This window comes from Binatus sp. (SeqCode), from assembly GCF_035272065.1.
GTDB lineage: Bacteria > Desulfobacterota > Binatia > Binatales > Binataceae > Binatus.
This window is the reverse complement of sequence record NZ_DATEQZ010000111.1, coordinates 1-26,048: the sequence shown is the minus strand read 5'-3', so window position 1 is coordinate 26,048 and position 26,048 is coordinate 1. Positions and strand designations below refer to the sequence as shown.

Sequence of the window (26,048 nt, the reverse complement as noted above, 5' to 3'; positions counted from 1 at the left end):
TCAGCCCAGCGCGCGGGTGAATTCGTCGAGCAGGTCGCGCCAATGTTCGGTGCCGATCGAGATGCGCACCAGCGACTCGTTGATTCCGGCGGCGGACAGCTCCTCTGGCGACAGCTCGCTGTGGGTGGTCGTCATCGGATGGCATACGAGCGTTTCGACACCGCCGAGGCTGACGGCGTTCTTGGCGATCTTCAGGCGGCGCAGGAATTCGAAGGCGCCGGTCTTGCCGCCTTCAACCTCCAGCGACACGAGCGAACCGGGGTAGTCGGTCTGCGCGTCGCGAATCTTTATCTGCTCGGGGTCGGTGAAGAGCGACGGATAGATGACGCGCTTGACGCGCGGATGCTTGGCCAACTGCTCGGCGATTCGCTGCGCGTTCTTGCTTTGCCGATTCATCCGCAGCGCGACGGTCGAAAGGCGCGAGTCGAGCATCCAGCATTCATCGGCTTGCAGGATGTTGCCGACCAGCGCGCGCATTCCCGTGAGGGATTGAATCAATTCGGGGTCGGATGCGAGCACCGCGCCGGCCAGCAGATCGCTGAATCCGCCGAGGAACTTTGTCGCCGAGTAAATCGCGAGGTCCGCGCCGTGAATCAGCGGATGCTGAAACGTCGGGCCGAGCAGAGTGTTGTCGATCGCGAGCAAGGCGCGCTTCGGGCGCCGGCGGATCGCTGCGGACGCTTGCGCGATATCGGTCATCATGAGCGTGGGATTGGCGGGCGTCTCGATCAGCACGAGGCTAAGATTGTTAGCATTCGCAATCGCTTCGGTCAGCACCTTCGTGTTGCCGGCAGGCACACCGTGCGCCTCGAAACCGAGCGGTTCGATGACCTGGTGGATCAGGTGTTGGGTGCCGCCGTACAGCGGCTGCGTGTAGATGAGCGAGCCGCCGCGCTCCAGGAACGCGAGCATCACGGTGAAGATTGCTGCCATGCCGGAATTGAAGATGGCAGCCGAGTTGGCGCCGCGCTCGAGCGGCACCAGCTGCTCCTCGAGGATTTCGGCGTTGGGATGATTCAGGCGCGCATAAATCAGGTCGGGGCGATCGTCGCCGAGCGGCCGGATTTTCCCGAGCACGATTCCAAACGCGCGCTCGGCCGCTTCCGGACTTGGAAAGACGAAGGTCGAACTGCGGTAGACCGGCGGGCGCGCAGAGCCGACCGACAACTTCGGGTCGAAGCCCCTGGTCAGCACGGCGGTCTCCGGACGCACGCGGTAGGAAATCTTGCGCATCAGCGATTCTCGTCGCGATTATCTTTTGGTTGCACGTCGGCGTAGCCGAGTCCGAGGTGCATTCGGTAGCCGACGAGATCGCGCACTTCCTTTGATAGCGTGCGCGCTACGTCGCGGGGCACGTCGATGTACTGGTTTTCTTCCTGCCGCAGCCATCCGAGCGAATACGAGAGGAAGAGGCCGTAGCGCCACTCGTCGGTGCGATTCGCGCCGGCGCCATGCAGCGTGCCGCCCATCCAGAGCAGGACCGATCCTGCCGGCATCTCGGCCGCGACCACTTCATCGGGGCGCGCGCCGCGATCAGCGGGCCAGAGGTGGCTGCCGGGAACGATGTGAGTGCCACCGTTGGCTTCGGTGAAGTCGGTTATCGCCCACATGCTCGCGAGGATCATCCTTGGGCGAGGGACCTTGAAAAATTGATACGGATCCTCCTCGCGATGGAGCACTTGCTCGCGCGCTCCGGGACCGATCTTGAGGGCGGCCGTCGCGTGTACCTGGTAATGCGTGCAGTTAGGTTTCAGGATCGCGTCGCACGCCGACAGCATAAGAGGATGCGTGACGAAGGTTCGGAAAGTTTCCGACCGGGCGACCAGCGCGGTGACGCGCTTGGTCTTGCCGGGATAGAAATTCGCAGTTCCGCCATCGGCCTCGTACTTCTTGTTGATGCTGGCATCGGGATCGACGATTTCCAGATGCGGTGCGAGTTCGCGCATGACAGCATCGCGCACCGCGCGGTCGATCACGCCGGTGACGACGACTGCGCCGTCGTGCTCGAGGCATTCGACGACCTTCGCTGGAGAATCGGTGGCGGCGACTACAGGGATTGACGGCATCGACAAGTCCTCCGAAGTTGAGCGCGCGCGGCGGCGGGCATCGGCCCGCATCACACAATATTTCTTATCAACTAGCTGGGGCCGGTGACACCGGTTGCGACAACCGGCGTCGGTGTTCCCTCGCGCAGAGCTTCCACCACCTGGCCAAGGTGGGAGCGAACCACATCGGCCGGAATCTCGCCGGCGGCTAGGCGACGCGCGGGGCCGAGGCGCATCAGGTGGAAGACGAAGATCGCGAAGGCGAGGCCGGCGGCCACGACGATCAATGAGATCATCGCGCCGGGATCGGTGCTGAGCGAGCTTACGCGACGCAACACGTAGATAACGGATATGATCGAGACGGCGATCGAAATCGCAGCCACGGTTAGCACGTCGCGCACCGGCTGCGATGCGCCCCTGGCCAGATAGCGCTTCAGCTCGCCGCTGGAAAAGTAGTCGAGGAACCAGCCGACGTCCTCATTGGGGCCGGGTTTTGGCGGCGGCACGCTTGCGCCGGTCAGCGGATCGACGGCTGCCTCGCCGCGCGCGTGAAGCTCAATACCTTCGAGGATCTTGTTGTGAATTTTTTCAGTGATTGGAAATCTGCGCGCGATCAGGAATGACAGCATCGAGCAAGTTGCCGGCCCGAGCGCGAAGATCGCGCGAATCGCGAAGACTACGCGCGGCGCCTGGATGGCGTTGGGGATGTAGCCGAGCGAAGCGAGAATCGCGATGGGAACAGCGGCGCTGGGGATCGCGACGAACTTCGGCAGCATCGACCAGAACGCGGTGTACTGCGCTTCGCGCCGCTTGCCGGTGTAAAGCTCGTCGTAGTCGATCACGTCGGCCTGCATCGAGGGCGTCAGGAACAGACCCGCGCCGAATCCGATGCCGGCCCAGCAAATCAGCACCAGCAGCCACCAGGTGTCGCCGGGCCCGAGCAGGAACATCGCGCCGCCGCCGGTGATGCCGAGAAAAAAGCTGGCGAGATAAGCGTTCAGCTTGCCGACCCGGCGCGCGACTGCGACCCAAAACGGCAGCGAGATAAATCCAAACGCGAAATAACCGAGCAGCAGCATCGAGAGCCAGAACGTGGGATTGGCCGGACGAATTACGTAGGCGTTGAAGAACGGCATCATCGTGGCCGGAATCGCGCCGCTGATACTGCCGACGACGTAGCTGCCGAGCAGAATCCCGAATGGGCGATTGCGCAGCGCTCGCCTGACGCCGGGCACCAGCGGATTCGATTCGCGGGTGACGAAATCGGGGCGCTCTTTCACGGTCAGCACCAGCAAGCCGTAGAGCACGCTGAGCAGGACGCCGAAGAAGATTCCGAGCCGGAAAAAAACTTGCCGCTCGGTCATGTGGAACGCCTGCATCATGACGCCGGGCGCCGCTGCGGCGACGATCGTGCCGAGGATGGTGAACGATTCGCGCCACGCGAACAGCGTCGAGCGCTCGTGATAGTTCTGTGTGAGCTCGGGGCCGAGCGCGTAGTGCGGCAGGACGTAAACCGTGTGAAATATAAAGTAAAGGATGAAGGTTACGCCGAACCAGATCGCGGCGCGGCCGCCGGTCAAGGAGGCGGGCGGATTCAGCAGGCAGAAAAAAGCCACGCCGCAAAGCGGAGCGCCGATCAGCATGTACGGCCGGCGCCGGCCAAGGCGAGTGTGAGTATGATCGGAGATCCAGCCCATCAGAGGATCGCTCAGCGCGTCGAGCGAGCGTGCGATCGCGATCGCCATCGCCAGGTAGACGAGCGGCACCAGCACCACGTCGGCATAAAACTTCGGCATGTGGATGAAGATCGGGATGACCATGGCGGCGCCGGCGAAACTTGGGGCGCCGTAGAGGAGCTTGGTCCTGAGAGGCAACGGCTCGGCAGTGTGCGCGGCAGTGGTTTTCCCTCCGCCGGCAATTTTCGCATCCGCTGAATCCATCAAGACCTCCAGACCACTCGCCCTATTCGAAGAGCGAGTCCACGTCTGATGTTAGATTACTTAGCGGCGGAATGGGAACGACAAAATGCAGCGGATTCGCTGCATGGGAGTCTTTGCGCCTAACGGCCCTTGAACTCGGGCTTGCGCTTCTGCATGAAGGCGAGCGGCCCTTCCTTGGCGTCGTCGCTGAGGAAAACCTTCATCCCGATTTTGCTCTCGATGCGCATCGCTTGGTCTTCGGGTACGCATTCGGTTTCGCGCAACGAGCGCAGGACGGCTTGAACCGCGAGCGGGCCGTTCGACGCGATCGCATCCGCCAGCTCCCGAGCCTTCGCGAGCGCTTGTCCGTCGGGGACGACGTAGCCGATGAGGCCGATTTCCTTTGCCTCGGCGGCTTTCAGATGTCTGCCGGTAAGGAGGATGTCGGCTGCGATAGTGTAAGGAACCTGGCGGCGCAATCTCACGGTCGATCCCGCGAGCGGAAACAGGCCCCATCGCACTTCCGAGACACCGAAGCGCGCGCTCTCGCCGGCAACGCGGATGTCGGTGGCCTGGAGAATTTCCGTACCGCCTGCAATCGCGGCGCCCTCGACGGCGGCGATCAGCGGCTTGGTCAATCGGAATCCCTTTAACAGCGGCTTGATGATGCCCGCGTTCAAGCCGCCAGCATTGCCCTGGCGAAAGCTGTCGCCGGGATGCACGCGCGTCATCGCCTTCAAGTCCGCGCCCGCGCAGAACGCACCGCCGGCACCGGTGATGATCGCGACGCGGATATCGGGATTCGAGTTCACCTCGTCCCACGTGCTCGACATGATGTCCATCATTTCGGGCGAGAGTGCGTTGCGCGCGTCGGGCCGGTTCATCGTGAGTGTCAGGACGTGGCCGTGGCGCTCAACGATTGCATGGGCCTGTTCGGTCATCGGTAGTTCTCCGAGTCGAGGGTGTCGAAGTGTTATGCCGGTTGTGCCGACGTCAATTTGTCGAGCCGCTCGACCGCCGCGAGATATTCCTCGACGAGCTGGTACACGACTTCCTTGACCGAGCGCATCTCGTTCATGCGGCCGACGATCTGCCCCACTGGATTGAAGCCCAACGCATTTCCTTTCTCCCCGTAGCGGCGGGCGCGCGCGGCGGCAGGCGCGGCGACAAGGTATTGCATCGGCATCGGCAGCGGCTTGGGCGCCTCGGGCGACTCCCACGCCTGCGTCCAATCATTTCGGAGCATGCGCGCGGGCTTGCCGGTGAACGAGCGCGAGCGGACGGTGTCGGCGCTGGTCGCGCGGAAGTACGCGTCGCGCTGCGCGGGCGTCGTCTCCGCCTCCTGCACGGTGAGCCAGATCGATCCCGTCCACACGCCTTGCGCGCCCATCGCGAGCGCCGCCGCGATTTGCCTGCCCGTTCCGATCCCGCCCGCGGCGAGAACAGGAAGCGGTGCGACGGCGTCGATCACCTCGGGCCACAGCACGACGCTGCCGATTTCGCCGCAGTGTCCGCCGCCTTCGTGTCCTTGTGCGATTAGTATATCGACGCCGGCTTTTTTCTGCGCGAGTGCATGCTTGGTCGCGCCGCACAGCGCCGCCATCAGGCGGCCCGAGTCGTGGACCTTTTTGACAACGTCGGCGGGCGGAGTCCCAAGCGCATTCGCAATGAGCTTGACCTTCGGATGCCGCAGAGCCACCTCAATTTGCGGCGCCGCCGTGGCTGCCGTCCATCCGAGCAAATCGCTGCCACCTTTCTCCTCTGCCGGCAGATCTGGGATGCCGTGCCGCTCGAGGATTTTGTCGACGAATGCGCGATGCTGCTGCGGGATCGCGGCGATCAGTTGCTGCTCGAGTTTGACCGGATCGACTTCGCCCATGCCCTCGTATTTGCCGGGAATGACGATGTCGACACCGTAGGGCTTGTCTCCCACCTGCGAATCGATCCATTTCAGCTCGTGCTCGAGCTGAGCCGCAGGATACGCGAGTGCGCCTAGCACTCCGAATCCGCCAGCCTTGGTCACGGCGGCGACCACGTCGCGGCAGTGGCTGAAGGCGAAAACCGGAAACTCGATTCCCAGTCGGTCGCAAAGTTCGGTATGCATGGTGATGAACCCTCTTATGTGCAAATCTCGCGGCGAGAACGTGTTCTAAGTCGAACTCTAAAGTTGCGCGATCGGAATGTCCACCCATGCATGTCATTGCGAGCTAGTCCATTCGAGTGATTGACGCACGCGGCGGCACTGTTGGTAGATTGGAACGCATTCTATTTCGGTTATTTGCTCCGGGAGGAACCGCCGTGGACGCTCGCGATATCAATCTGCTCGACCCGCTCATCTTTGAAGAAAGAGTTCCGCACGAATGGTTCACCTGGCTGCGGCACCACGCGCCCGTCTTCAGACATCACGAGCCGGGTGGTCCGGGGTTCTGGGTGATCACGCGCTACGACGATGTGGTCGAAGTGGGCCGCGATGGCGTCACGTACTCGTCCGAGCAGTCTCGCGGCGGTGTGGTCGCGCTCGAGGATGTGGAAGCGCAGGCTGATCTGTCGGCGCAGGGGCGCATGATGCTCACGATGGACGCGCCCGATCACACGCGTTACCGCTCGCTGGTAAATAGGGGATTTACGCCGCGCATGATCAACGCGCTCGGCCCTCACATCCGGGAAATGGTGACGAAGATTCTCGACCCGGCGCTCGAGAGGCGCGATTGCGACTTCGTGACCGAGGTGGCAGCCGAGCTTCCGCTGCAGGTAATCGCGGAGATGCTTGGGGTGCCTTACGAGGATCGGCACAAGCTCTTCGAGTGGAGCAACCGCATGATCGGCAGCAAGGATCCCGAGTACGCGGTCAGCCAGGAGAAGGTCCAGCAGGCTGCGATCGAGATGTATATGTACTCGAACGAGCTAGCGAAGCGGCGACGCGAGGAGCCGCGCGACGATATCGTCACGGCCTTGCTCAAGGCGGACCTCGACGGCGATAGCCTTTCGGAGATGGACTTCAACGTGTTCTTTCTTCTGCTGGCGGTGGCCGGCAACGAGACGACGCGCAACGCGATGTCGCATGGAATGCATGCGCTGATCGAGCATCCCGAGCAGTTCGCAATGCTCGCGGAAAATCCTGCGCTGGTGCCGTCGGCCACGGAGGAAATTCTGCGCTGGGCGTCGCCGGTGATGTTCTTTCGCCGCAACGTCACGCGCGACACGGAGATGCGCGGGCAAAAATTCAAAGCCGGCGACAAGGTCAGCATCTGGTACATCTCGGCCAATCGCGACGAAGATATTTTCCCCAAACCGTTCACCTTCGACATCAGGCGCAAGCCCAACGAGCACGTGGCGTTCGGCGGCGGCGGACCGCACTTCTGCCTCGGCGCCAGCCTGGCGCGGATGGAGATGAGCATCCTGTTCGAGGAACTGGTGAAGCGGGTGGAGTCGGTCGAGCGCACGGGTCCGGTCAAGCGCCTGCGCTCCAACTTCATCAACGGGCTGAAACATCTGCCGGTGCGGCTGACGCCGCGTGCGCGCAAAGCCGCCTGAGCAGAGTCACCGCGGGCTTCCAATGGCGTCGGATTCGGAGCGTCCGCTGGCTGGCATCCGCGTGATCGATAACGCGGACGAATGCGGCGAGATCTGCGGACGCCTGCTCGCCGACCTCGGCGCGGGCGTCATCCGCGTCGAGCCGCCCGGCGGTTCAACCTCGCGCTCGTTCCCGCCTTTTCACAACAACACCAGTCTGTACTTCGCAGTCCGCAATCTTGGCAAGAAGAGCATCACGCTCGACGTCGAATCTGACGACGGGCGCCGACGCCTCGACGAACTCCTCGACTCGTCCGACGTCTGGATCGAGTCGCGTCGCGCAATCGATCTCAACCGTCGCGATATACTCAATCGTCATCCCGCACTCGTCGTCACCTCGATAACTCCCTTTGGACTCACTGGACCGTATCGCGACTACGCCGCCACCGACGCTGTTCTCGTCGCGATGTCGGGATTGCTCTTCCGCTCCGGCGTGCTCGGCAAGCCGCCGCTGATCGCGCCCGGCGCGCTCGCCTACGACATCGCCGGCGCCACTGCCGCATTCGCCACTGTCGCCGCGCTGTGGGATCGCGCCAGCACAGGACGCGGCCAGCACCTCGATGTGTCCGTGCTCGAAGCCGCCGCGCAGACGTCCGACTGGGCGCTGCCGAATTTCAGCGCAACGAAAGCCCGTAACAGCAGTTACTTCGAACTCCGCATGGGCTCGGCGCCGATCTACACGATGTACCCCTGCGCCGATGGCTACGTTCGCCTGATCATTCTCAATCCGCGCCAGTGGCGTGCGATGCGAGCGTGGCTCGGCGACCCCGAGGTCCTTCAGTCCGATCACTTCGATCACTTGCTCGGGCGCATGTCGATCCAGCACGACATCCTCGATCCGATGTTCGCCGAGTTCTTCAAGGACAAGACCAAACTCGAGCTTTCGCTCGAAGCGCAGCGGCGCGGCCTTGCGATGACGCCGGTGCTGAGTCCCGACGAAGTGCTCGCGGCGGATCATTTCGCGGCGCGCAACACTTTTCGCAATGCCGAAGCGGCAGACGGCGTGAGCGGCAGCGTCGCCGACGGCTTCTTCATCCTCGACGGCCGCCGCCTCGGCTTCACTGGCCCCGCGCCCGCCGTCGGCGAGCATAATCGCGACGCGCTCACGCACATCGCAAAGGCCGCACCGGCCGCGAGCTCTGTTGAGCGCCGACTTCCATTCGCCGGGCTGCGCGTGCTGGATTTTGGAATCGGCGGCGTCGGCGTCGAGGCGGGCCGCTTACTCGCCGAATACGGAGCGGACGTAATCAAAATCGAAACCCGCGCGCATCCCGATTTCATCCGCGCTGTCTTCGGCACTGAGATGAACCCGTCGTTCGCCTCGTCGAGCCGATGCAAGCGCAGTTTCGGCATCAACCTCCGCACCGAGCGCGGCCTCGAGATCATCAAACGGCTCATCGCGGTGTCTGACGTGGCTATCGAGAACAGCGCCACCGGCACAATGGAGAGAATGGGTCTGAGCTCCGCCCAGATACGTGCGATCAACCCGAAGATCGTGCTCGCCTCCAGCCAGCTCATGGGCGCGTCTGGTCCGTGGAAAGATTGGATCGGATTCGGCCCCAACAGCCGCACGGCGGGCGCGATGACCTGGCTGTGGAATTTCCTCGAAGGCGGGATGCCGCCGGGTTCGGGTGCGATTCATCCCGATCATCTCGCCGGCCGGATGCTGGCTCTGGGAGCGGTCGCGACGCTTCTCGCACGCGAGCGCCACGGAGTCGGCGGTCATCTCGAGGTGGCGCAGGTCGAAGTGATAGTCGGGCTGCTCGCCGATCTGATGCTAAAGGCATCGCTCGAGCCGGGCTCTGTCAATCCACAGGGAAACCTCAGCGCTCGGGGTGCGCCGTGGGGCGTTTACCCCTGCGCCGGAAGCGAGCGCTGGTGCGTAATCACAGTTCGCAACGACGACGATTGGCGCCGGTTCCGGGCCGCCATCGGCGATCCGGAGTGGGCGCGCGCACGGGAATACGAAACCGCACGAGCTCGACTCGAAGCTCGCGCGGAACTCGATCGACACGTGACCGAGTGGACCTCCGCGCACAGTGATCGCGAGGTGACCGACATCCTGCAGCGCGCGGGCGTGCCGGCCGGGTTCATGATGTACGCGAGCGACATGCCGGGCGACCCGCATCTGCTCGCGCGCGGCTATCCACAACATGTGGAGCAGCCCGGCGTCGGCGCGATGCTGTTCGAGGGATCGGCCTTTCATGCGACGTCGATTCCCGAACCGATCGTCGCGCCGGCGCCTGCGTTGGGTGAGCATACGCGCGATATCTGCCGCACGATTCTCCGCATGGAGGACGCGGAAGTGTCGAAGCTCGTCGCCGAAGGCGTGCTCGAAGAGTCCGCAGGCCAGCGCAGTTGAAGCGGAATCTTTCGCCAATGGAATCCCGCAGGCTGCCACGCTGCGGGCGACGCAGCTCGCGCGGCAAGACGGCGTGCCGGCTGCTGATCTCTCATCATGAAGCTTGAGGATCTTCAGACTGCATTGCCCGCGCACCATCCGCTCGACCACGCCCACTGAAAATTGTAGCCGCCGAGCCATCCCGTAACGTCCACCGCTTCGCCGATAGCAAATAGACCGGGCACGCTGCGCGACTCCATGGTCTTCGATGACAGCGCGGCGGTATCGATTCCGCAGACCGTTACCTCGGCTTTGGGCCATCCTTCGGAGCCGCTTGGTTTGAGCTGCCATCGCTTCAGCCGATTCGCCAGCTGCAAGAGAACGCGGTCGGGCACATTCGCAATTGGGATGTTGGACACCGCGGTACCTGCAAGAGCATGCGCGAGACGAGTCGGAATCACCTCTGCCAGTACGGTTTTCAGTTCGGCCTTGGGCCGCGTGCGCTTTCGGTCTGCGAGAAGGTTTTCGATATCTAATGAAGGCGCGAGGTTGAGCAACAGCATATCGCCATCGCGCCAGTACGATGAAATCTGCAATATCGCAGGACCTGACAGGCCGCGATGAGTGAATAGAATGTTCTCGCGGAAACTGTCGCGGCCGCATGAGGCGATCGCGTCTACCGAAACGCCTGCGAGAGCTTTGCAAAGTTCGAGCGTCTCGCCCGTGACCTTCAGCGGCACCAGGCCGGGCCGCGGCTCGATGACCGCAAGATCGAAGCGCCGCGCAGTTTCGTAGGCGAATCCCGTCGCGCCCATCTTCGGAATTGAGAGCCCGCCGGTCGCAAGCACCAAAGCGGGCGCGACGAAGCTGCCCTTGTTGGTCTCGATGCGAAAACGGTCAGCGCGCGTGATCTCCGTGACGCTATGCCCGGTGAGGAGATCGACGCGGGCGGCCGCGCACTCCGCCAGCAGCATCGCGAGGATCTCGCGCGCCGAGCCGTCGCAGAAGAGTTGGCCGAGAGTTTTCTCGTGATATCGAATGCCATGGCGCTCGACCAGCGCGATAAAGTCGTGCTGCGTGTAGCGGCTGAGCGCGGACTTGCAGAAATGCGGATTGGCGGACAGAAAGCGCTCCGGCGCGATTTCAAGATTGGTGAAATTGCAACGGCCGCCGCCCGAGATAAGAATCTTGGCGCCCGCCTGCTCGCTATGCTCGAGCAGCAACACCCGCCGCCCGCGATTCCCGGCCGTCATCGCGCACATCAGGCCGGCCGCCCCGGCGCCGACAATCACAGCGTCAAACGATTCCATCGCCGAGGCGCATTATGCCAAACGTCATGGGATTCGCTACAACGACTTCAGGAGAATCGTGATGGCAATCGAATATCGCGCGGAAGTGATTGGTTCGATGCTGCGGCCTGACTATCTGAAGGACGCGCGCAAGCGGTGGGAGGCTGGAGGCCTAGGTACGCGCGACTTCAAGAGCGTCGAAGATCGCGCCGTTGATGAAATGATCGCGTTGCAGGAACGATGCGGCGTCGACGTCGTGACTGATGGCGAGATGCGGCGCACGCATTTCATCGCGCCGCTGACCGACGTGATTTCCGGCGTCAAGCCGATTCCCGCATTCACCCGAGTCTGGCGCCGTCCTCATGAGAAGAATCAGGAAGCCGAGCAGACCGATATACAGGTGCAATACGCGGTGGTGGACCGGATACATCGCATGCGCTCGCTCACCAACGAGGAGTTCGCATATGCGCGCGGCCGCGCAACGAAGCCGCTCAAAGTCACGCTGCCGAGTCCGCTGATGATGACCCTGCGTTGGTCGCCGGAATATTCGCGCGGCGCGTATCCGGATCCGTTCGCGCTGTTTCGCGACGCCGCCGACATCGTGCGGGACGAAGCGCGCGAGCTGGCCGCGCTCGGATGCGAGTATATCCAGATCGATGCGCCCGAACTCGGGATGCTTTGCGACCCTGAGCGCCGGCGCGAGGATTTTGCCGCTCGCGGGATGGATCCCGAGCGGCTGCTGACCGAGGGCATCGATATCATCAATTCGGTCGCCGAGGTCAGCGGCGTCACCTTCGCGCTCCATCTGTGCCGCGGCAACAACAAGGGCTACTACGTCGGCGAGGGCGGTTACGAGTCGATCGCGAAACAGGTTTTTCAGCGCTCACGGAACTTCGCACGGTTTCTGCTCGAGTACGACGACTGGCGTTCCGGTTCCTTCGAGCCACTCCGCGAAATTCCGCCGGACAAAAGCGTGGTGCTGGGTTTGATCTCGACCAAGCGCGTCGAGCTCGAACCGGCTTCGGCAATCCTCGAGCGGATCGACGAGGCGAGCAAATATTTTCCGCGCGAAAAAATGGCGCTGTCCACGCAATGCGGTTTCGGCACGGTATGGGAAGGCAATCCGATTCCGGAAGCGACGCAGGAAGCGAAACTTCGGCTGGTGGCCGAAATCGCGCATCGCGTGTGGCGATGACTGGCGAGCGGCTGGAGAAAATCCCGAAGGTGGATTAAAGCTCAGCCATAACGACGACGGAGGAGTATCGTGACTTCGAGAAAACAACGAATCCCGTTTCGCGATCTTTCGACTTTGAGCGCCGAGGATCGCGAAAGGGCCGAGCGCAACAAGGTTAACGGCGAGGTCATCAACATTTTCAAGGTGCTGATGCAGAATCCAAAACTGGCGCGAAGCTGGTCGCGCTTCGCCGGCTACATTATGGGGGGCCAATCGCTGCCGGTGCGCGATCGCGAGATCTTGATTCTGCGCATCGGCTGGCTGAATCAGGCTCCGTACGAATGGGAGCAGCACGTGCGAATCAGCAAGGCCGCCGGGCTCACCGACGACGAGATCGATCGTATCAGCAAAGGTGCAAAGGCCGGCTGGAACAAACACGAAGCCGCGCTGATCCAGGCGGCCGACGATTTGCGCGAGAAGTCTGTTGTTTCGGACGAAACCTGGAAGCAGTTATCGGAGCGCTACAGTATCGAGGAAATGATGGACGCGGTCTTCACGATCGGGCAGTACAACCTTGTCTCGTGGGCGCTCAATAGTTTCGGCGTGCCGCTCGACGACTTTCTGCCGGGCGCCAACAAGCAGGACGCGTAACGATCAAAGTTCGGTGATGTGAAAAATGGATCTTCTACTCAAGGGAAAAACAGCGGTGATTCTTGGCGGCAGCAAGGGACTCGGGCGCGGCGTTGCCGACGCGCTCGCGGCTGAGGGCGTCGCGGTCGCGCTGGTCGCTCGCGGGCAGGAGGCGTTAGATCGCGCGGTCTCCGAAATCACATCGCGCGGGGCCAGGGCGGTGGGATTTGCGGCGGACCTCGCGAATTGGCCGAGCCTTGAGGCTGCTGCCAACGCGGCTCGCAAACAGCTCGGTCCCATCGACATCCTGCTCAACAATTCCGGCGGGCCGCCGCCGTCCGGCGTCGCAGGCGTGCCGGCGAATGTCTGGGAGGAGCAGTTCCACGCGATGGTGATGCCGCTGTTTCGAATCACCGACTTGTTGATCGGTGACATGCGCGCGCGAAAGTGGGGACGCATCCTGAATGTGGCCTCGACCAGCGTGGTCGAGCCGCTCGCCGCTATCGGAGTGTCAAACACGCTCCGCAGTGCGATTGTCGGATGGGCCAAGACCCTGGCGACGGAGACCGCGCGCGACGGAATTACGGTCAACACTCTTCTGCCCGGCGCTATTACAACCGATCGCACGGTGCAGCTCAGCCGCGCGACCGCGGAGCGTCAGAAAATTTCCGTCGAGGAAGCAATCCAGCGGAGTGCGCAGTCGATTCCGGTCGGACGGTTTGGCACGCCCGCGGAATTCGGCGCGGTCGCTGCGTTCCTCGCGAGTCCGCTGGCAGCCTACGTGACGGGCTCGTTGATTCGCGTCGACGGCGGCGCACTTCGCTCGGTTTGAGGATGCGCATCGAGGTGCCGACATGAGCGACATGCTGCCGCTGAATTCCAGAATCAGGTTCGGCGCAATGGCGACGGCTGCCGATCGCGAGCACGCGCTCAAGACCGTCAGCTCGCTGTCGGATTGGGGTTACGACAGCATCTGGACGGGAGATCACGTCGCGTTTACAGGACCGATCGACGATCCGCTGACCCAGTTGACCTACCTGTCTGCGCTGAACCCGAAGCTGATTTTCGGCACCAGCATCTACCTGCTGCCGCTGCGTCATCCCACGACGGTTGCGAAGATGGTCGCCACGGTGGATAGGCTGATGGGTGCGGGACACTTCATTTTCGGCGTCGGGGTCGGCGGTGAATTTCCGCCCGAGTACCAGGCCTGCGGCGTGCCGCTCAAACAACGCGGCGGACGCGCGAACGAAGCGATTGAAATAATGAAGCGGCTGTGGACCGGCGAGCCGGTCGAGTACCACGGCAAATATTTCAGCTTCGGAAAAATTACGATGTTGCCGAAACCGCGCACTCCCGGCGGACCGCCCGTATGGGTCGGGGGACGCGCCGAAGCCGCGCTCACGCGTGCGGCGCGGCTGGGCGACGGATGGATGCCGTACGTAGTCACGCCTAAACGGGTTGGCGAAAGACTCGAGTTCATCGCGCGCGAGGCGGAAAAGGCAGGGCGCAGGTTCGAGCACTTCGGTACGGCGCTGCATTTGTTCATGAGGCTCGGGCCGAGCTACGAAGCTGCGCTCGACGTCGCGGCAACGCATCTAAGCAAGCGCTGCTACGCGATGGATTTCCGCGAACCCGCCAAGCGCTACGCCGCCGTGGGAAGACCCGCCGACGTCGCTGCGCGAATCGAAGAGTTCGTCAAAGCGGGAATCCGCGACGTCAACCTGGACGTCATTTCGGCGCCGGCCGAGCGCGACGCACAGCACGAGCAATTCGCCAAAGAAGTGATCCCGCTGCTGCGGCGGTGAATGAATTCCGATTCGTACCAGCCGGTGGATTACTCAATCGGTGTCCGCCACGGCATTTCGCTATTGACTATCTGCATATCGGCGATGCTGTCGGCGACGAACACCACATGTTCCGCGGCGGCACATGATTGAATTGCGAGAAACAGCGCTTACGTGAGCACGCTGAGGTGCGGATGGTGCTCGACACTGGCGGTCATTCGTAGCGGAGTGCGTCAATCGGATCGAGCATCGAGGCTTTGCGTGCGGGATACCAGCCGAAGAACACACCGACAGCCGCCGCGAAGCCGAATCCGCCTATCACAGCTGTCGGTGAAATCAGCGTCGGCCATTGCGCCAGCGCCGAAAGCACCTTCGAAGCGACTATTCCGAGCACCGCTCCGGCCAGCCCACCCATGATGCTGAGCAAGGCCGACTCCACCAAAAATTGCAGCAGAATCTGCCGGCGACGCGCCCCGAGCGCCATCCGAATCCCGATCTCGCGCGTACGCTCGGTCACCGAAACCAACATGATGTTCATGATCCCGATGCCACCGACCAGCAATGAAATCGACGCGACTGCCGCCAGCAGCAGCGTCATGATCCGGCTGGAACTCTCGGAGGCCTGCGCGATTTCGTTGAGACTCCGCACCGTAAAGTCATCGTCCTGTCCGGGCCCGACGTGATGCCGGCGATGGAGCAGTTGCTGGACCTCGTTTTGCGCCGCGGCGACATCTTCGGCATCGCGCGCCTGGACAAACACCATATTCACGACGCCCGAGATTTTGGCCGGGCTTCCGAACGGACTCATTATCAGGGTGTCTGAGGCGTACACCGGGCTGGAGGCACCGGTCGTTGGAACGCTCATATACGGATTCAGCACCGGATTGGTCGATCCCGTTGTGCTCGACAGCGCGGCAGCGCTCACCTGTGACGTGCCAAGCACCTTTCGCTCGGCGGTATTGAACGGCATGAGCACAACGTCGTCCTGGTCCTGGCCGTAGTTGGATTGGCCTTTGACTGCAAGCACGCCGATCACGCGCAGGGGAAAATTCTTGACGCGAACGGTCGTACCTACCGGATCTTCGTCCTCGCCGTAGAGATTATTGGCGACCGTCTTGCCGAGCAGGCACACGGGCGCGGCGCTGCGCTGCTCCTCGTCCGTGAAGGTGCGCCCCTCTGCGACAGGCCAGTCACGAATAGCGAAGTAGGCCGGTGTGACGCCGCCCACGGTGGTGCTCCAATTCTGGCTCGAGTGGACGACCTGCGCGATCTGCCGGTCCGTGTAACTCACGGCGGAAACCGTATCCACTTCTTTCTGAATCGCATCGGCGTCCGCCACGGTCAGAGTGGAAGTGCTCCCAGTACCGATACGCACACCATTGGAGGTGGTCGCGCCCGGCAACACCACCACCAAGTTGGTGCCGAGACTCTGGATCTGCTGCTGCACCGAATAGCGTGCACCGTCGCCCACCGCCACCATCGCAATCACCGCCGCAACGCCGATGAAAATACCGAGCATCGTGAGCGCCGCCCGAGTCTTGTTGCGCCTGAGCGCACGCGCGGCCGCATTCAGCGCCATCCCACCGAATCTCCAGGTTCTCTGACTCCGCGGTCGCGCCGCTGTGCTTGTAGCCGCATCTCTATCGGCGCCGCTTGGGGGCGACGGCGCTTTGCGAGTGCGAACGTCGGAGAGAATCGCACCGTCGCGGAAGGTCACAATGCGATCGGTATAGGCGGCAACGTCCGAATCGTGGGTCACCACCAGCACGGTAATGCCGTGCTCGCGGTTGAGGCGGGTGATGATCTCCATGATCTCGGCGGAGTTCTTCGAATCGAGATTTCCGGTGGGTTCATCGGCCAGCAGAATCGCGGGATCGTTGACCAGCGCGCGGGCGATTGCGACGCGCTGTTGCTGCCCGCCGGAAAGTTGATTCGGGTTGTTCTGTTCCCGTCCCTGGAGCCCGACCTTCACGAGCAACTCCCTGGCGCGTTCCTCGCCCTCCTTGTTCCACTCGGAATAAAAGAGCGGCAACTCGACATTCTCCAACGCGGTTGTGCGCGCCAGCAAATTGAAAGTCTGAAAAATGAAGCCGATTCGGCGGCTGCGGATCGCGGCCAGCTCTTCTTCCTTGAGCGAGGCGGTGTCGATGTTCTCCAGCATGTAGCGGCCGCTCGTCGGCCGGTCGAGGCATCCCAGGATATTCATCAAGGTCGATTTGCCTGACCCGGACGCGCCCATGATCGCGACGAACTCACCGCGCTCGACGCTTAGGTTGACGCCGCACAGCGCCTGCACCTCGATCTCGCCCATTCGGAAGACCTTGTACAGATTTACGATCTCGATAACCGGCGCCATACGGTCCCTCACCTCAGCGAAAGGTGAAGCGAGGTGGAAGAAGCGGGGCCGCTTTCGGCATCAGTTGTCCGCACCTTGTTGGTGACGACTATATCGCCCAACTTCAGATCTCCGCTTAAAACTTCGGTGTAGCTGCCGTCGTCGAGGCCGGGAACGATGAAGACAGGTTTGAGTATCCCGCTATCCGCGAGCCATACTCGCTTCTGCCGCACAGACTTTTCGGCGATGCTCAGAGTCGTATTCCCGAGTATGTCTTTGCCCGGTGTGAACCGCAGCGCCTGGACCGGAATCCGCAGGACATTGTCGCGTCGCGCGGTGATTATCGTCACGTTCGCGGTCATCCCGGGCGCCAGCAAAAATTCCGGGTTGGGTACGTTGACCACGACGTCGTAGGTGACCACATTCTGCACCGTTACCGGCGCTTTGCGTACCTGGCCAACCGTGCCCTCGAACACCCGATCCGGAAACGCGTCAACGCTGAAATCGGCTGGCTGGCCGGTGCGCAGGTTGCCGATATCGGACTCACTGACGTTGGTGTCCACCTGCATCTGCGTCAGGTCCTTCGCGATCAGAAACAGCGTCGGCGTCTGAAAGCTTGCAGCGACCGTCTGTCCGACATCGACGTTGCGCGAGACAACGGTCCCGTCGACGGGCGAGATAATATTCGTATAGTTCAGATTGACCTGCGCCTCCTCCAGATTGGCCTGCTGCTGCTGGATGTTGGCGCGATCGAGCGAAGTCTGAGCGACGTCCTGGTCGTAGGCGCTGCGCGCGCTGTCCAGCGCGTCTTGCGATATTACGTTCGCTTCGACTAGCTGGCTGTCACGGTTCAGCGTGAGCTTCTTGTAGACCATGTCGGCTTGCTCCTTGATGAGTTGCGCCTTTGCGTTCGCAAGCGCAGCCGCAGCCTGGTCCACCTTGACCTGGAAGGGACGCGGGTCGATCTTGGCGATGAGTTGTCCCGCCTTAACCGGAGTGTTGAAGTCGGCGTAGATCGCGATAATCGGCCCTGAATCGTAGGTGCCGAGCTGCACCGTGATTACAGGATTGACAGTGCCGGTGGCGGTGACCGAGCGAACGATAGAGCCGCGGTCAACCGTGGCAGTGGTGTATCGCGGCTGGTCCGTCCGGCGTGTAAGCCAGTAGAACGATATAGCCGCCACGGCAAGGACCGCGACGGCGATTGGCCAGAAACGTTTTGCAGCCACTAAATTCATAAGCATCTGTAGGACAAAGCATCCGTTGTGCCAGAACGAAATTTGGCAATTTGCGATTGAAATCCCCTCCAAGTGTAGCGAACGGCACCACCGCTCGAACGTATCCACTGGGCGTTTTCGAGCCACAAATCGAAAAGCGCAGCCGACTAGTCAGATTGCGGCGACTATCTAGATCATCCGGCGCAAATTGAACAAAAGCGAGGTTGAAACCGAAACAGCGGTTACCGCGGACCGCTAAGGTGCGGAGGGGACACTTGAATCCGCGAGTTTTAGGAACGGCGCCAGCAGGGTTGAGGCTTTGGTTGCGAGGCTCATCGCGGCGACGCTGTCGCGCTCCGCAAGCGCCTCCTCGGCTTCCAGCAATAATTTCTGCGCGAGAATATCGCGTTGAGAATCGTCCGCGGTCAAACTCTTGCGGTCCACTCGCCAGGCTGCGCGATGAGCGGGGGCCGGCGTCTGCGGCCGCGGAATACTCGGCGGTTGAGGACTCGCGACGCGCCGAGAGCTGGTACGCACTCGGATCCTCGTCTTCTCGCGACGGATTGAGTTGTTACTCAGTCGAGATCCGCCAGGGGACTTCGTTGTTGACTACCTGCATGTCGGCGATGCTGTCAGCCAGGAACACCGCGTGTTCTACGTCGTCCCATGAGTCGGCGGAGCCGGGCAGAGTAATTACGCCGCGATCCGTATGCACCTTGATCACGCTTCGCCTGATTGGGCGCGAGCCGTAGGCGGCAAGCAGAGACTGCCTCGCCGCCGAATGATTCAGGCCAAGAGCCGGGCCAACGATTGCAACGGCAGCGACAACGGTCGCCGATAGTGCCATCTTTAGTTCGCGTTTCATTTACCTTCCTCCTTCATTTCAGATTGCCCACTCGAGTCAGATTGCCTACTCAAGGCTTGGTTGTTCAGGAAGAAAAGGAACAATCGCCATATCGCAAGCGCGCAGGCCGATGCCGGCCGGCGGGCTTGCGTGCAATGCTGAGCCGCCGTCAGACTCGCGGCTTTGGCGCGAATCAACGACGACTCTCAAGCAGCAGAGTTGTAGGGCTTTAGTCGGCGTTCGCCGAGGTGATCACCAAGAGCTGGTTGTTCACGCTCTTGACGCCCTCTGTCTGTTCGGCGAGTTGCGCGGCTTGCTGCGCCATCTCGGGCGAGGGCACGCTGCCCTTCAGAGTGACGACGCCAGCGACTGTGTCGACGTGTATTCCGGACGAGCTGACATTCTTGTCCCGCGCCAACGCGGTCTTGACCTTGGCGGTGATGGCCGTGTCTTTAACCGCGCGCTCGGTTCCGTGATACGCGTCCTTTGCGGCGGCTGCCGTGTCGGAGCCAGCCTGCTCTATCTTCTCGCCGGCCTGATGCATCGACTGGATTGCGGGCTGATCCTGGGCGAAAGCTGGAATCGACAAGACCATACCCAACAGAATCGCCGGGACGACTGGTTTGAGTGAGTATTTGACTTTCATAATCCTCTTTCCTCTGGGAGATTCGATGCCGTAACAGCAACTAACTCAGCAAGTACAGGGCCACGCACAGAAGTCCTTGTCCGGCAAGGCTTTTCTTCGAATCGCGGAAGTAATTTCTTCACGATTCCGGGTGCGCGGGAACCGGCACCCTTGCACTCTAAGGTGCGGAGGGAATGGCTGAGTCGACGAGCTTCGGCAGGGGCGCAAGCAGGGTTGAGGCTTTGGTTGCGAGACTAATTGCAGCGACACTGTCACGCTCGCTAAGAGACTCCTTGGCTTCGAGCAACAATTTCTGCGCGAGAATATCGCGTTGAGAATCGTCGGCGCTCAAATTCTGGCGATCTACCCGTCTTTCGATTTTATCGATGTCCTGGATCAGCTTCGCCGCCTTGGCAGGACTGGCGTCGCCCGTACCGGATGATTCCATCGCCGAGGAACTCAGCGTCGGAGTTCCTGCGACGGAGGCGGCAGTTGCCGCTGATGCCGGCGCCGGCGGAGTCGCGGGAGTGCTGGACACCCCACCGGGATTGGGTTCCAGGCTTACCACGGCGCCCCTGCCCTCACCTCCGATCGGAGCCGTTGCATTGCTGGGCGGACGCGAAACCGTATGCGCTTGCTTGGCAGGTTTCTTCCCCGGATGTGCTTTGATTTCCTCCGCTTCCGGAGTTGCCGCGGGAGCCGGAGTTGGAGTTGGGGTCGGAGTAGCCTTCGGCGTCGGAGATTCGAAGGGCGACAGACTGCTGAAGAAACCTGTTATTGGCGCCATGCTCGGCGCGCCGCCGGAGCATCCGGTCAGAAAAATCAGTGGTAACGAAAATGCGCCGAGAATCGGCCAGACGATTCGCCGATTGTCTCGCTTATGCAGCGCTGGATTCGGATGATTTGGCAGGCGCATTTGCTGCAATCGGAATCGTGACCTTGCAAACCGTACCTTTGCCCAATTCCGAATCTATCGCTATCTTCCCGCCGTTGAGTTCTATCGCCCGCATCGCGAAGGGCAGGCCGAGCCCGCTCCCGCCGGACTTGGTTGTGTAATACAAGTCGAAGATCCGATCCAGTTGCTCCTTGTCGATTCCGGGACCATGGTCGGCGATCGTAACTTCAACCGACGACCCTAGCAGCCTGCTGGCAATCGTCAACGCTCCCCCGTCAGGCATCGCTTGTTCGGCGTTGGTGATCAAGTTGGTGAGCGCCTCGTAAATCGACCCGCGATCGGCTTGAACCGAAGGCAGCGCGGAATCGAGCTGATATTCGACTTTGATCTTTTCGCTGTTGACTCGCGCGCCAAGTTCCTTGAGCAGCTCGTTGATGTCGAAATCGCTCAGCTTCAATTGCTCGGGCCGCATGAACCGCAGCAGCGTCTCGACCGCTTCGTCGAGCCGCGTAACCTCGTGGCGCAACTTGTCGATGTGTTTTGCGCCCGCGTCGCCGGCTTCATGACGCAGCAGCTCGAGCCTCATGTTCATCCCGTTCAGCGGGCTGCGCAGTTGATGCGCCAGGCCGGAGATCAGCGTCCCCAGGCGTGCGAGCCGGTTCGACGAATCAAGCGCGGTTTCCAGTTCGATGACGGGCGTCAAGTCTCTCAGCACGATCAGCATTCCGGCCGGGACCCGCTCACGGCCGAGGCGCAGGAACGAAACCAGGTAGGTGCCGCCCGCCGGCAGCGCCAGCGGCACATCATGCGCTTCGGTGCCCGCCAATGTCGATTGCACCAACGCCAGCAAGGGATGTCCCGGATCGAGCGCCGAGGCGAGCGACGCGCCTTCGAGCGGGCCGTTTTTCGGCGCCAGCCGCTCCTGCGCTTCCTTGTTCGCGAACAGCACGACGCCATTGGCATCGAGCAGCACGACGGCGTCCTGGATCGAGCGGACAACGTCGAACAGGTGCGACTGGTCGCGGTCCAGTCGAGACCGATCAGCCCTGACTTGTCGCGACAGTTCATTAAACTTCTCGGCCAGCGTGCTCAACTCGCCTGCTCCCGAGACCTGCACCTCCGAAGGACTCTTGCCGGCAGCAAGTTGCTCGAACCCGCGGGTCAGGATGGCAAGTTGTTCGAGGATGCGATTGGCGATCAGCAATACCGCGAGCATCGCGGCCGCGATGACCAGCGCCGCGGTGGCCACAATCACTGCGAGCAGATGACGGGCCTGATCAGCGATCAACGCCGTGGTCACGCCGATGGAAATTGTCGCAACCGGTCGACCATTAATGTCGATCCGGCGCCGCGCTTCATAAACCTTCGCCGTCAGAAGACTTGGCAGCGATGTGAACAGCAACCATCGCGACGCCTGCTCGTCCAGTTCCCTGACCGACGGCAAATTGAGCGCTGGCTTACCCTCGCCGTCGCCGTTGGCCGCCACGATCACCGTGCCGTCGATCGCGACGATCTGCGCCGACACCACCGCGGGACCGAAAGCAACTGTCGAATCGAGCAGCTTGCGCAGCGGTTCGCTGCCGCGAAGTGCGGCTGGGACGTCGCCGCCGTCTTCGGAGATAGCCAGACGCACCTGTTCGAAGATCTGCGCGATCATGAGGTCGGTCGATCGCGACATGTTGTCGATCATCGTGCCGATTCGAGAGTCGAGCGAGATGATGCTCAGCGCGACGGTCGGAACGAGCATCAGCACGAGAGCAATAGCGGCCAGTCTTGCTCGCAGTTGCATGGTCTCACCGCGCGCCTTCGGTCTGTCGGCTGGCTACGGCCCAAGCTGCCGCCCGGCCGTTTCAGCCTACGAACGGTCGGAACCGAAGCGCTCGAGCTTGTTGTACAGAGTTTTGGCGCTGACCCCAAGGATTTCGGCGGCGCGGGTTTTGTTGCCGGCGGTGAACTCGATGGTACGATAGATCATTTCCTTCTCGACGCTTTCGAGTGAGCTGCCCAGCGGAATCTTGATGAAGCTGCCGTCGGCGCCGCCCGCCGCGCGAAAATCGTCGGGCAGGTCGGGCTTGCGGATGGTGCGGCCCTCGCACACTATCAGCGCGCGCTCGATCACGTTGCGCAACTGGCGGACGTTGCCCGGCCACGGATGCGCCGCCAGCGCCTTCATGCATTCTTCGTCAATTCCGGTCACGTCTTTCTTGTTCTGCGCCGCGTAGTGGCTGATGAACATTTGCGTGAGCTGCGGCAGATCGTCGATACGCTCGCGCAGGGGCGGTAACTGGATCGTGAACACATTGAGCCGGTAATAGAGATCTGAGCGCAACTTGCCCTCGCGCACCGCCTGCTCGATGTCGCGATTGGACGCCGCCAGCACCCGCACGTCCAGCGGTATCTCGGCTGTGCCGCCCACTCGGCGCAGGCGCTGCTCCTCGATCACGCGCAGCAGCTTGGGTTGTAGCTCTGGCTTCATCTCGGTCAGTTCGTCGAGCAGCAAGGTGCCGCCGTTGGCCGCCTCGAAGCATCCTTCCTTGCGCCGGTCGGCGCCGGTAAACGAGCCGCGCTCATGCCCGAACAGCTCGCTCTCCATCAGCGTCTCGGGAATCGCCGCGCAATTGACCGGCACATAAGGCGCATCGCGGCGCGGTGACAGCTCGTGAATCGTGCGCGCCACCAGCTCCTTGCCGGTGCCGCTCTCGCCGGTAATCACAACCGACGCCGACGACTGCGCCAACCGCTCGATGGCGGTGATCACTTTGCGCATCGCAATCGAACGGCCGAACAGCGGCCCCAGTTCTCCGACGTCGGCCAGGCGGCGGCGCAGCGTCGAGTTCTCCTCACGGATCGTGATGTTGTCGGCGATGTTCTTCAGCACCCGCTGCAGATGAGGCGGGTCAACCGGCTTGCGCAGGTAGTCGAGCGCGCTCAGCTTGAGCGCCTCGACCGCGTCGGGTATTTCGCCCTGCCCCGATATCATGATGGTCGGCAGGTGAATCCCAAGCTCGCGGATATCGCGTAAAAGCTCGAGCCCGTTTTTGCGCGGCATCCTCAAATCCGAAATCAGGATGTGGGGATCGAAGCTGCTGATAAGCTCCAGCGCGCGTACCCCGTCCTCGGCGATCTCGCCGCGAAATCCCCAAGCCTTCAGTGATTCGCGCCATTCATCGTGCGTGTTGACGTCATCTTCGGCGATCAAAACTCGAATTTCGTTTGCCATAGATTTTCAGAAAATAGGCGGTGACGTTTGGTCTTGCCCATTTAGAGCAACAAACGTGCACGCCAGCGTTTCGCCGAAAATACTATGACTTATTTGGAGTTTTTGCTCAAAAGGCCGAACGAGAACGATTGATTGTCTATAATTTTTACCGAAATCACCGCGACCGTATGAAATTTCTTCCCCTCCGACATTACGACGGCCGTTTCTGGTTAGGCCGCCCGGTGAGCCTGTTCGACCTCCCCGGTCGGGGGAATGATCGGCGGTTGCCGACTCGCGGCGCGCCGAGAGCTGATACACACTCGGATCCGCTCGCAACGTCTTCCACCAATAGCGGATCGTGCTGCCCGACCAGTTGTTGGTGATGCGCCCCGCTTCGTTCTTGTACCAGCTCTTTCCGGTGGATGCCCAAACTCTCTGCTGCAGCTCCTTCTGCTGGTTGGCGTCGAACTCGTCCATCACCTCGCGCCGCAGATCCATGGTGGAAGCGCCGCTCTCGTCCAGCCCTCTCAGGCAGTTGAGTATGTAGTTCGCCTGGCATTCGATCATGAAGATGATCGAGTTGTGCCCAAGATTTGTATTCGGGCCGTACATCAGGAACATATTGGGGAAGCCGGCCACGCTGATGCCGAGATAGGCCTTCGCGCCGCCCGCCCATTCGTCTTGCAGGAGATGCCCGCCGCGTCCGCGAATCGCCATCGGTGCCAGGAATGCGGTGGAGTCGAACCCGGTCGCATAGATCAGCACATCGACCGGAATGCTCCGACCGTCTTTGGTGGCGACGGCGTTTTCATCGAGATGGTCGATGCCGCTGGTTACGACTTCGACGTTTTCGCGATTGAGAGCCTGGTAGTAGTCGTCAGAAATGAGGATGCGTTTGCCGCCGATCGGATAGTCGGGCATCAACGCCTCCTGCAGCTTCGCGTCTTTGACCGTCGTGCGCATGTAGGTCTCGGCGGCCTCCGTCATCCGCCGCGACAGAAACGAACTTCGGCGAAACACCGGCCAGTTCATCTCGTGCTGGAAGTAGATCATCCATCGGTAGAGCCGAGTCAGAACGGGGTTTCGCGCGAATCGGCGCTTTTGCTCGTCGGTGTACGCCAGGTCGTTTCTCGGCACCATCCAGTTCGCGCTGCGCTGGAAGATATAGACTTTGCTGGCCTTGGGCGCGATCTGTGGGATGAACTGGATGGCACTCGCCGCATTGCCGACGACGCCGGCGGTCTTGCCCGTCAGATCGACATCGTGACGCCATCGCGCCGAATGAAACGACACGCCCTTGAACTTCTCGGCGCCGTGTAACTTCGGCATGTTCGGACGGTTCAACTGGCCGACGCCCGCGACCAGCACTTCAGCCAAGACTTCTTCGCCCTTGGCGGTGCGGATTCGCCACACTGATGCATCTTCGTCCCAACTCGCGCCGGCTATCTCTGTGCCAAAGCGGATATGCCGGAAGAGGTCGTACTTCTTCGCACAATGCTCCATGTAATCAAGGATTTCTGACTGCGGCGCCCACTTCCGCGACCAGTCGGTCTTCTGTTCGAACGAGAAGCAATACGAAAACGACGGCACGTCGCAGGCTGCCCCGGGATAGATGTTGTCGCGCCAGGTGCCCCCGAGCCGGTCGGATTTTTCGAATATCGTAAAGGAATCGATCCCCAGCCGCTTAAGCTGGATACCGAGGCACAGGCCGGAGAAGCCGGAACCAATGATTGCAATCCGGCGTGTTGCGGAATTTCTTACAGGCATCGTCCAAACCTCATGGCGCGGAGCGCGATCATTCCTAGAATCGATGCGACGGGATTTGATCGTCGATCCATTCTTCGGCATCTGCTACCCGGGCGAAATCGACGGTTTGCTTTCGCTCGCGCCAGAAAATTTCCCATCGCCCGGTCGCGGAGTTCAGTCTAATAGAATATCCCTCGTACTCGTGAACGCTATCGCCGCTTGCGCCGTCGGTCACATTTTACTCCTATTGTTTTCGAGAGGATGCACCGCCGCCGAGCCGATAGCGCCGCAATAAAAAGACAAAACAGGCGATTAGCGCAAAAGGCATCGTGCTCAGAAGAATAGTGCTGATGTAGTAAGCGCGGAGGGTCGCGGGCGCCGACGCGCCAAAGCAGGCCGCGCACCCAAACGCCGCATCGTTATGCCAGATCA

General features: G+C 61.6%; 22 protein-coding genes. 6 read left to right on the top strand and 16 right to left on the bottom strand.

Going from position 1 to position 26,048, the window contains the following annotated elements:
- The 5 genes from VJX68_RS17745 to VJX68_RS17725 form a co-directional block, all read right to left on the bottom strand.
- Entirely contained in the window at positions 1–1,233 is a 1,233-nt protein-coding gene (locus tag VJX68_RS17745) for a trans-sulfuration enzyme family protein (protein WP_324097059.1), read from the bottom strand.
- A complete protein-coding gene (locus tag VJX68_RS17740; RefSeq protein WP_324097058.1) occupies positions 1,233–2,066 on the bottom strand; it encodes a phytanoyl-CoA dioxygenase family protein in 834 nt (277 codons plus the stop codon). Before VJX68_RS17740 ends, VJX68_RS17745 begins: the two co-directional genes overlap by 1 nt.
- Before the next feature lie 71 nt (positions 2,067–2,137).
- Complete coding sequence (locus VJX68_RS17735; protein WP_324097057.1) at positions 2,138–3,985, bottom strand: MFS transporter; 1,848 nt, start codon at positions 3,983–3,985, stop codon at positions 2,138–2,140.
- 119 nt (positions 3,986–4,104) lie between these two features.
- Positions 4,105–4,905: a crotonase/enoyl-CoA hydratase family protein gene (locus tag VJX68_RS17730; RefSeq protein ID WP_324097056.1), complete on the bottom strand. Its 801-nt coding sequence runs from the start codon at positions 4,903–4,905 to the stop codon at positions 4,105–4,107.
- Positions 4,906–4,937: 32 nt separating this feature from the next.
- Positions 4,938–6,068 carry an NAD(P)H-dependent flavin oxidoreductase gene (locus tag VJX68_RS17725; protein WP_324097055.1) on the bottom strand — a complete coding sequence of 377 codons (1,131 nt, stop codon included), beginning with the start codon at positions 6,066–6,068 and terminating at the stop codon, positions 4,938–4,940.
- Positions 6,069–6,262: 194 nt separating this feature from the next.
- Here VJX68_RS17725 and VJX68_RS17720 point away from each other — a divergent pair, with 194 nt between their 5' ends.
- The gene (locus VJX68_RS17720; RefSeq protein ID WP_324097054.1) at positions 6,263–7,498 is read left to right on the top strand and encodes a cytochrome P450; all 1,236 of its coding nucleotides are present in this window, start codon (positions 6,263–6,265) and stop codon (positions 7,496–7,498) included.
- A 22-nt stretch (positions 7,499–7,520) separates the two neighbouring features.
- Entirely contained in the window at positions 7,521–9,899 is a 2,379-nt protein-coding gene (locus VJX68_RS17715) for a CaiB/BaiF CoA transferase family protein (RefSeq protein WP_324097053.1), read from the top strand.
- Positions 9,900–10,012: 113 nt separating this feature from the next.
- Here VJX68_RS17715 and VJX68_RS17710 read toward each other — a convergent pair whose 3' ends face one another.
- Entirely contained in the window at positions 10,013–11,188 is a 1,176-nt protein-coding gene (locus VJX68_RS17710) for a BaiN/RdsA family NAD(P)/FAD-dependent oxidoreductase (protein ID WP_324097052.1), read from the bottom strand.
- A 61-nt stretch (positions 11,189–11,249) separates the two neighbouring features.
- Between VJX68_RS17710 and VJX68_RS17705 the strand changes: the two genes are divergently transcribed.
- The 4 genes from VJX68_RS17705 (at position 11,250) to VJX68_RS17690 (ending at position 14,776) form a co-directional block, all read left to right on the top strand.
- Complete coding sequence (locus VJX68_RS17705; protein WP_324097051.1) at positions 11,250–12,362, top strand: cobalamin-independent methionine synthase II family protein; 1,113 nt, start codon at positions 11,250–11,252, stop codon at positions 12,360–12,362.
- A gap of 69 nt (positions 12,363–12,431) precedes the next feature.
- On the top strand, positions 12,432–12,992 hold the full coding sequence (locus tag VJX68_RS17700) for a carboxymuconolactone decarboxylase family protein (RefSeq protein WP_324097050.1): 561 nt from the start codon (positions 12,432–12,434) through the stop codon (positions 12,990–12,992).
- 25 nt (positions 12,993–13,017) lie between these two features.
- Entirely contained in the window at positions 13,018–13,803 is a 786-nt protein-coding gene (locus VJX68_RS17695) for an SDR family oxidoreductase (RefSeq protein WP_324097049.1), read from the top strand.
- Positions 13,804–13,825: 22 nt separating this feature from the next.
- Positions 13,826–14,776: an LLM class flavin-dependent oxidoreductase gene (locus VJX68_RS17690; RefSeq protein WP_324097048.1), complete on the top strand. Its 951-nt coding sequence runs from the start codon at positions 13,826–13,828 to the stop codon at positions 14,774–14,776.
- A 193-nt stretch (positions 14,777–14,969) separates the two neighbouring features.
- Here VJX68_RS17690 and VJX68_RS17685 read toward each other — a convergent pair whose 3' ends face one another.
- The 10 genes from VJX68_RS17685 to VJX68_RS17640 form a co-directional block, all read right to left on the bottom strand.
- The gene (locus VJX68_RS17685) at positions 14,970–17,111 is read right to left on the bottom strand and encodes an ABC transporter permease (protein ID WP_324097047.1); all 2,142 of its coding nucleotides are present in this window, start codon (positions 17,109–17,111) and stop codon (positions 14,970–14,972) included.
- Between the two features lie 8 nt (positions 17,112–17,119).
- Positions 17,120–18,319 carry an efflux RND transporter periplasmic adaptor subunit gene (locus VJX68_RS17680; protein WP_324097046.1) on the bottom strand — a complete coding sequence of 400 codons (1,200 nt, stop codon included), beginning with the start codon at positions 18,317–18,319 and terminating at the stop codon, positions 17,120–17,122.
- Between the two features lie 243 nt (positions 18,320–18,562).
- The gene (locus VJX68_RS17675) at positions 18,563–18,751 is read right to left on the bottom strand and encodes a hypothetical protein (protein ID WP_324097045.1); all 189 of its coding nucleotides are present in this window, start codon (positions 18,749–18,751) and stop codon (positions 18,563–18,565) included.
- A 127-nt stretch (positions 18,752–18,878) separates the two neighbouring features.
- Positions 18,879–19,172, bottom strand: a complete 294-nt coding sequence (locus tag VJX68_RS17670; protein ID WP_324097044.1) for a BON domain-containing protein — start codon at positions 19,170–19,172, stop codon at positions 18,879–18,881.
- A gap of 208 nt (positions 19,173–19,380) precedes the next feature.
- On the bottom strand, positions 19,381–19,797 hold the full coding sequence (locus tag VJX68_RS17665; protein WP_324097043.1) for a BON domain-containing protein: 417 nt from the start codon (positions 19,795–19,797) through the stop codon (positions 19,381–19,383).
- 157 nt (positions 19,798–19,954) lie between these two features.
- Positions 19,955–20,224 carry a hypothetical protein gene (locus tag VJX68_RS17660; RefSeq protein WP_324097042.1) on the bottom strand — a complete coding sequence of 90 codons (270 nt, stop codon included), beginning with the start codon at positions 20,222–20,224 and terminating at the stop codon, positions 19,955–19,957.
- 430 nt (positions 20,225–20,654) lie between these two features.
- Positions 20,655–22,460, bottom strand: a complete 1,806-nt coding sequence (locus VJX68_RS17655) for a sensor histidine kinase (RefSeq protein WP_324097041.1) — start codon at positions 22,458–22,460, stop codon at positions 20,655–20,657.
- Between the two features lie 66 nt (positions 22,461–22,526).
- Positions 22,527–23,891 (bottom strand): sigma-54-dependent transcriptional regulator, encoded by a 1,365-nt coding sequence (locus VJX68_RS17650; RefSeq protein ID WP_324097040.1) that lies wholly within the window; start codon positions 23,889–23,891, stop codon positions 22,527–22,529.
- Between the two features lie 6 nt (positions 23,892–23,897).
- Positions 23,898–25,637 (bottom strand): flavin-containing monooxygenase, encoded by a 1,740-nt coding sequence (locus tag VJX68_RS17645; RefSeq protein WP_324097039.1) that lies wholly within the window; start codon positions 25,635–25,637, stop codon positions 23,898–23,900.
- A gap of 223 nt (positions 25,638–25,860) precedes the next feature.
- Positions 25,861–26,048, bottom strand: a 188-nt coding sequence (locus tag VJX68_RS17640; RefSeq protein WP_324097038.1) for a hypothetical protein, incomplete at its 5' end; no start/stop codon positions are given.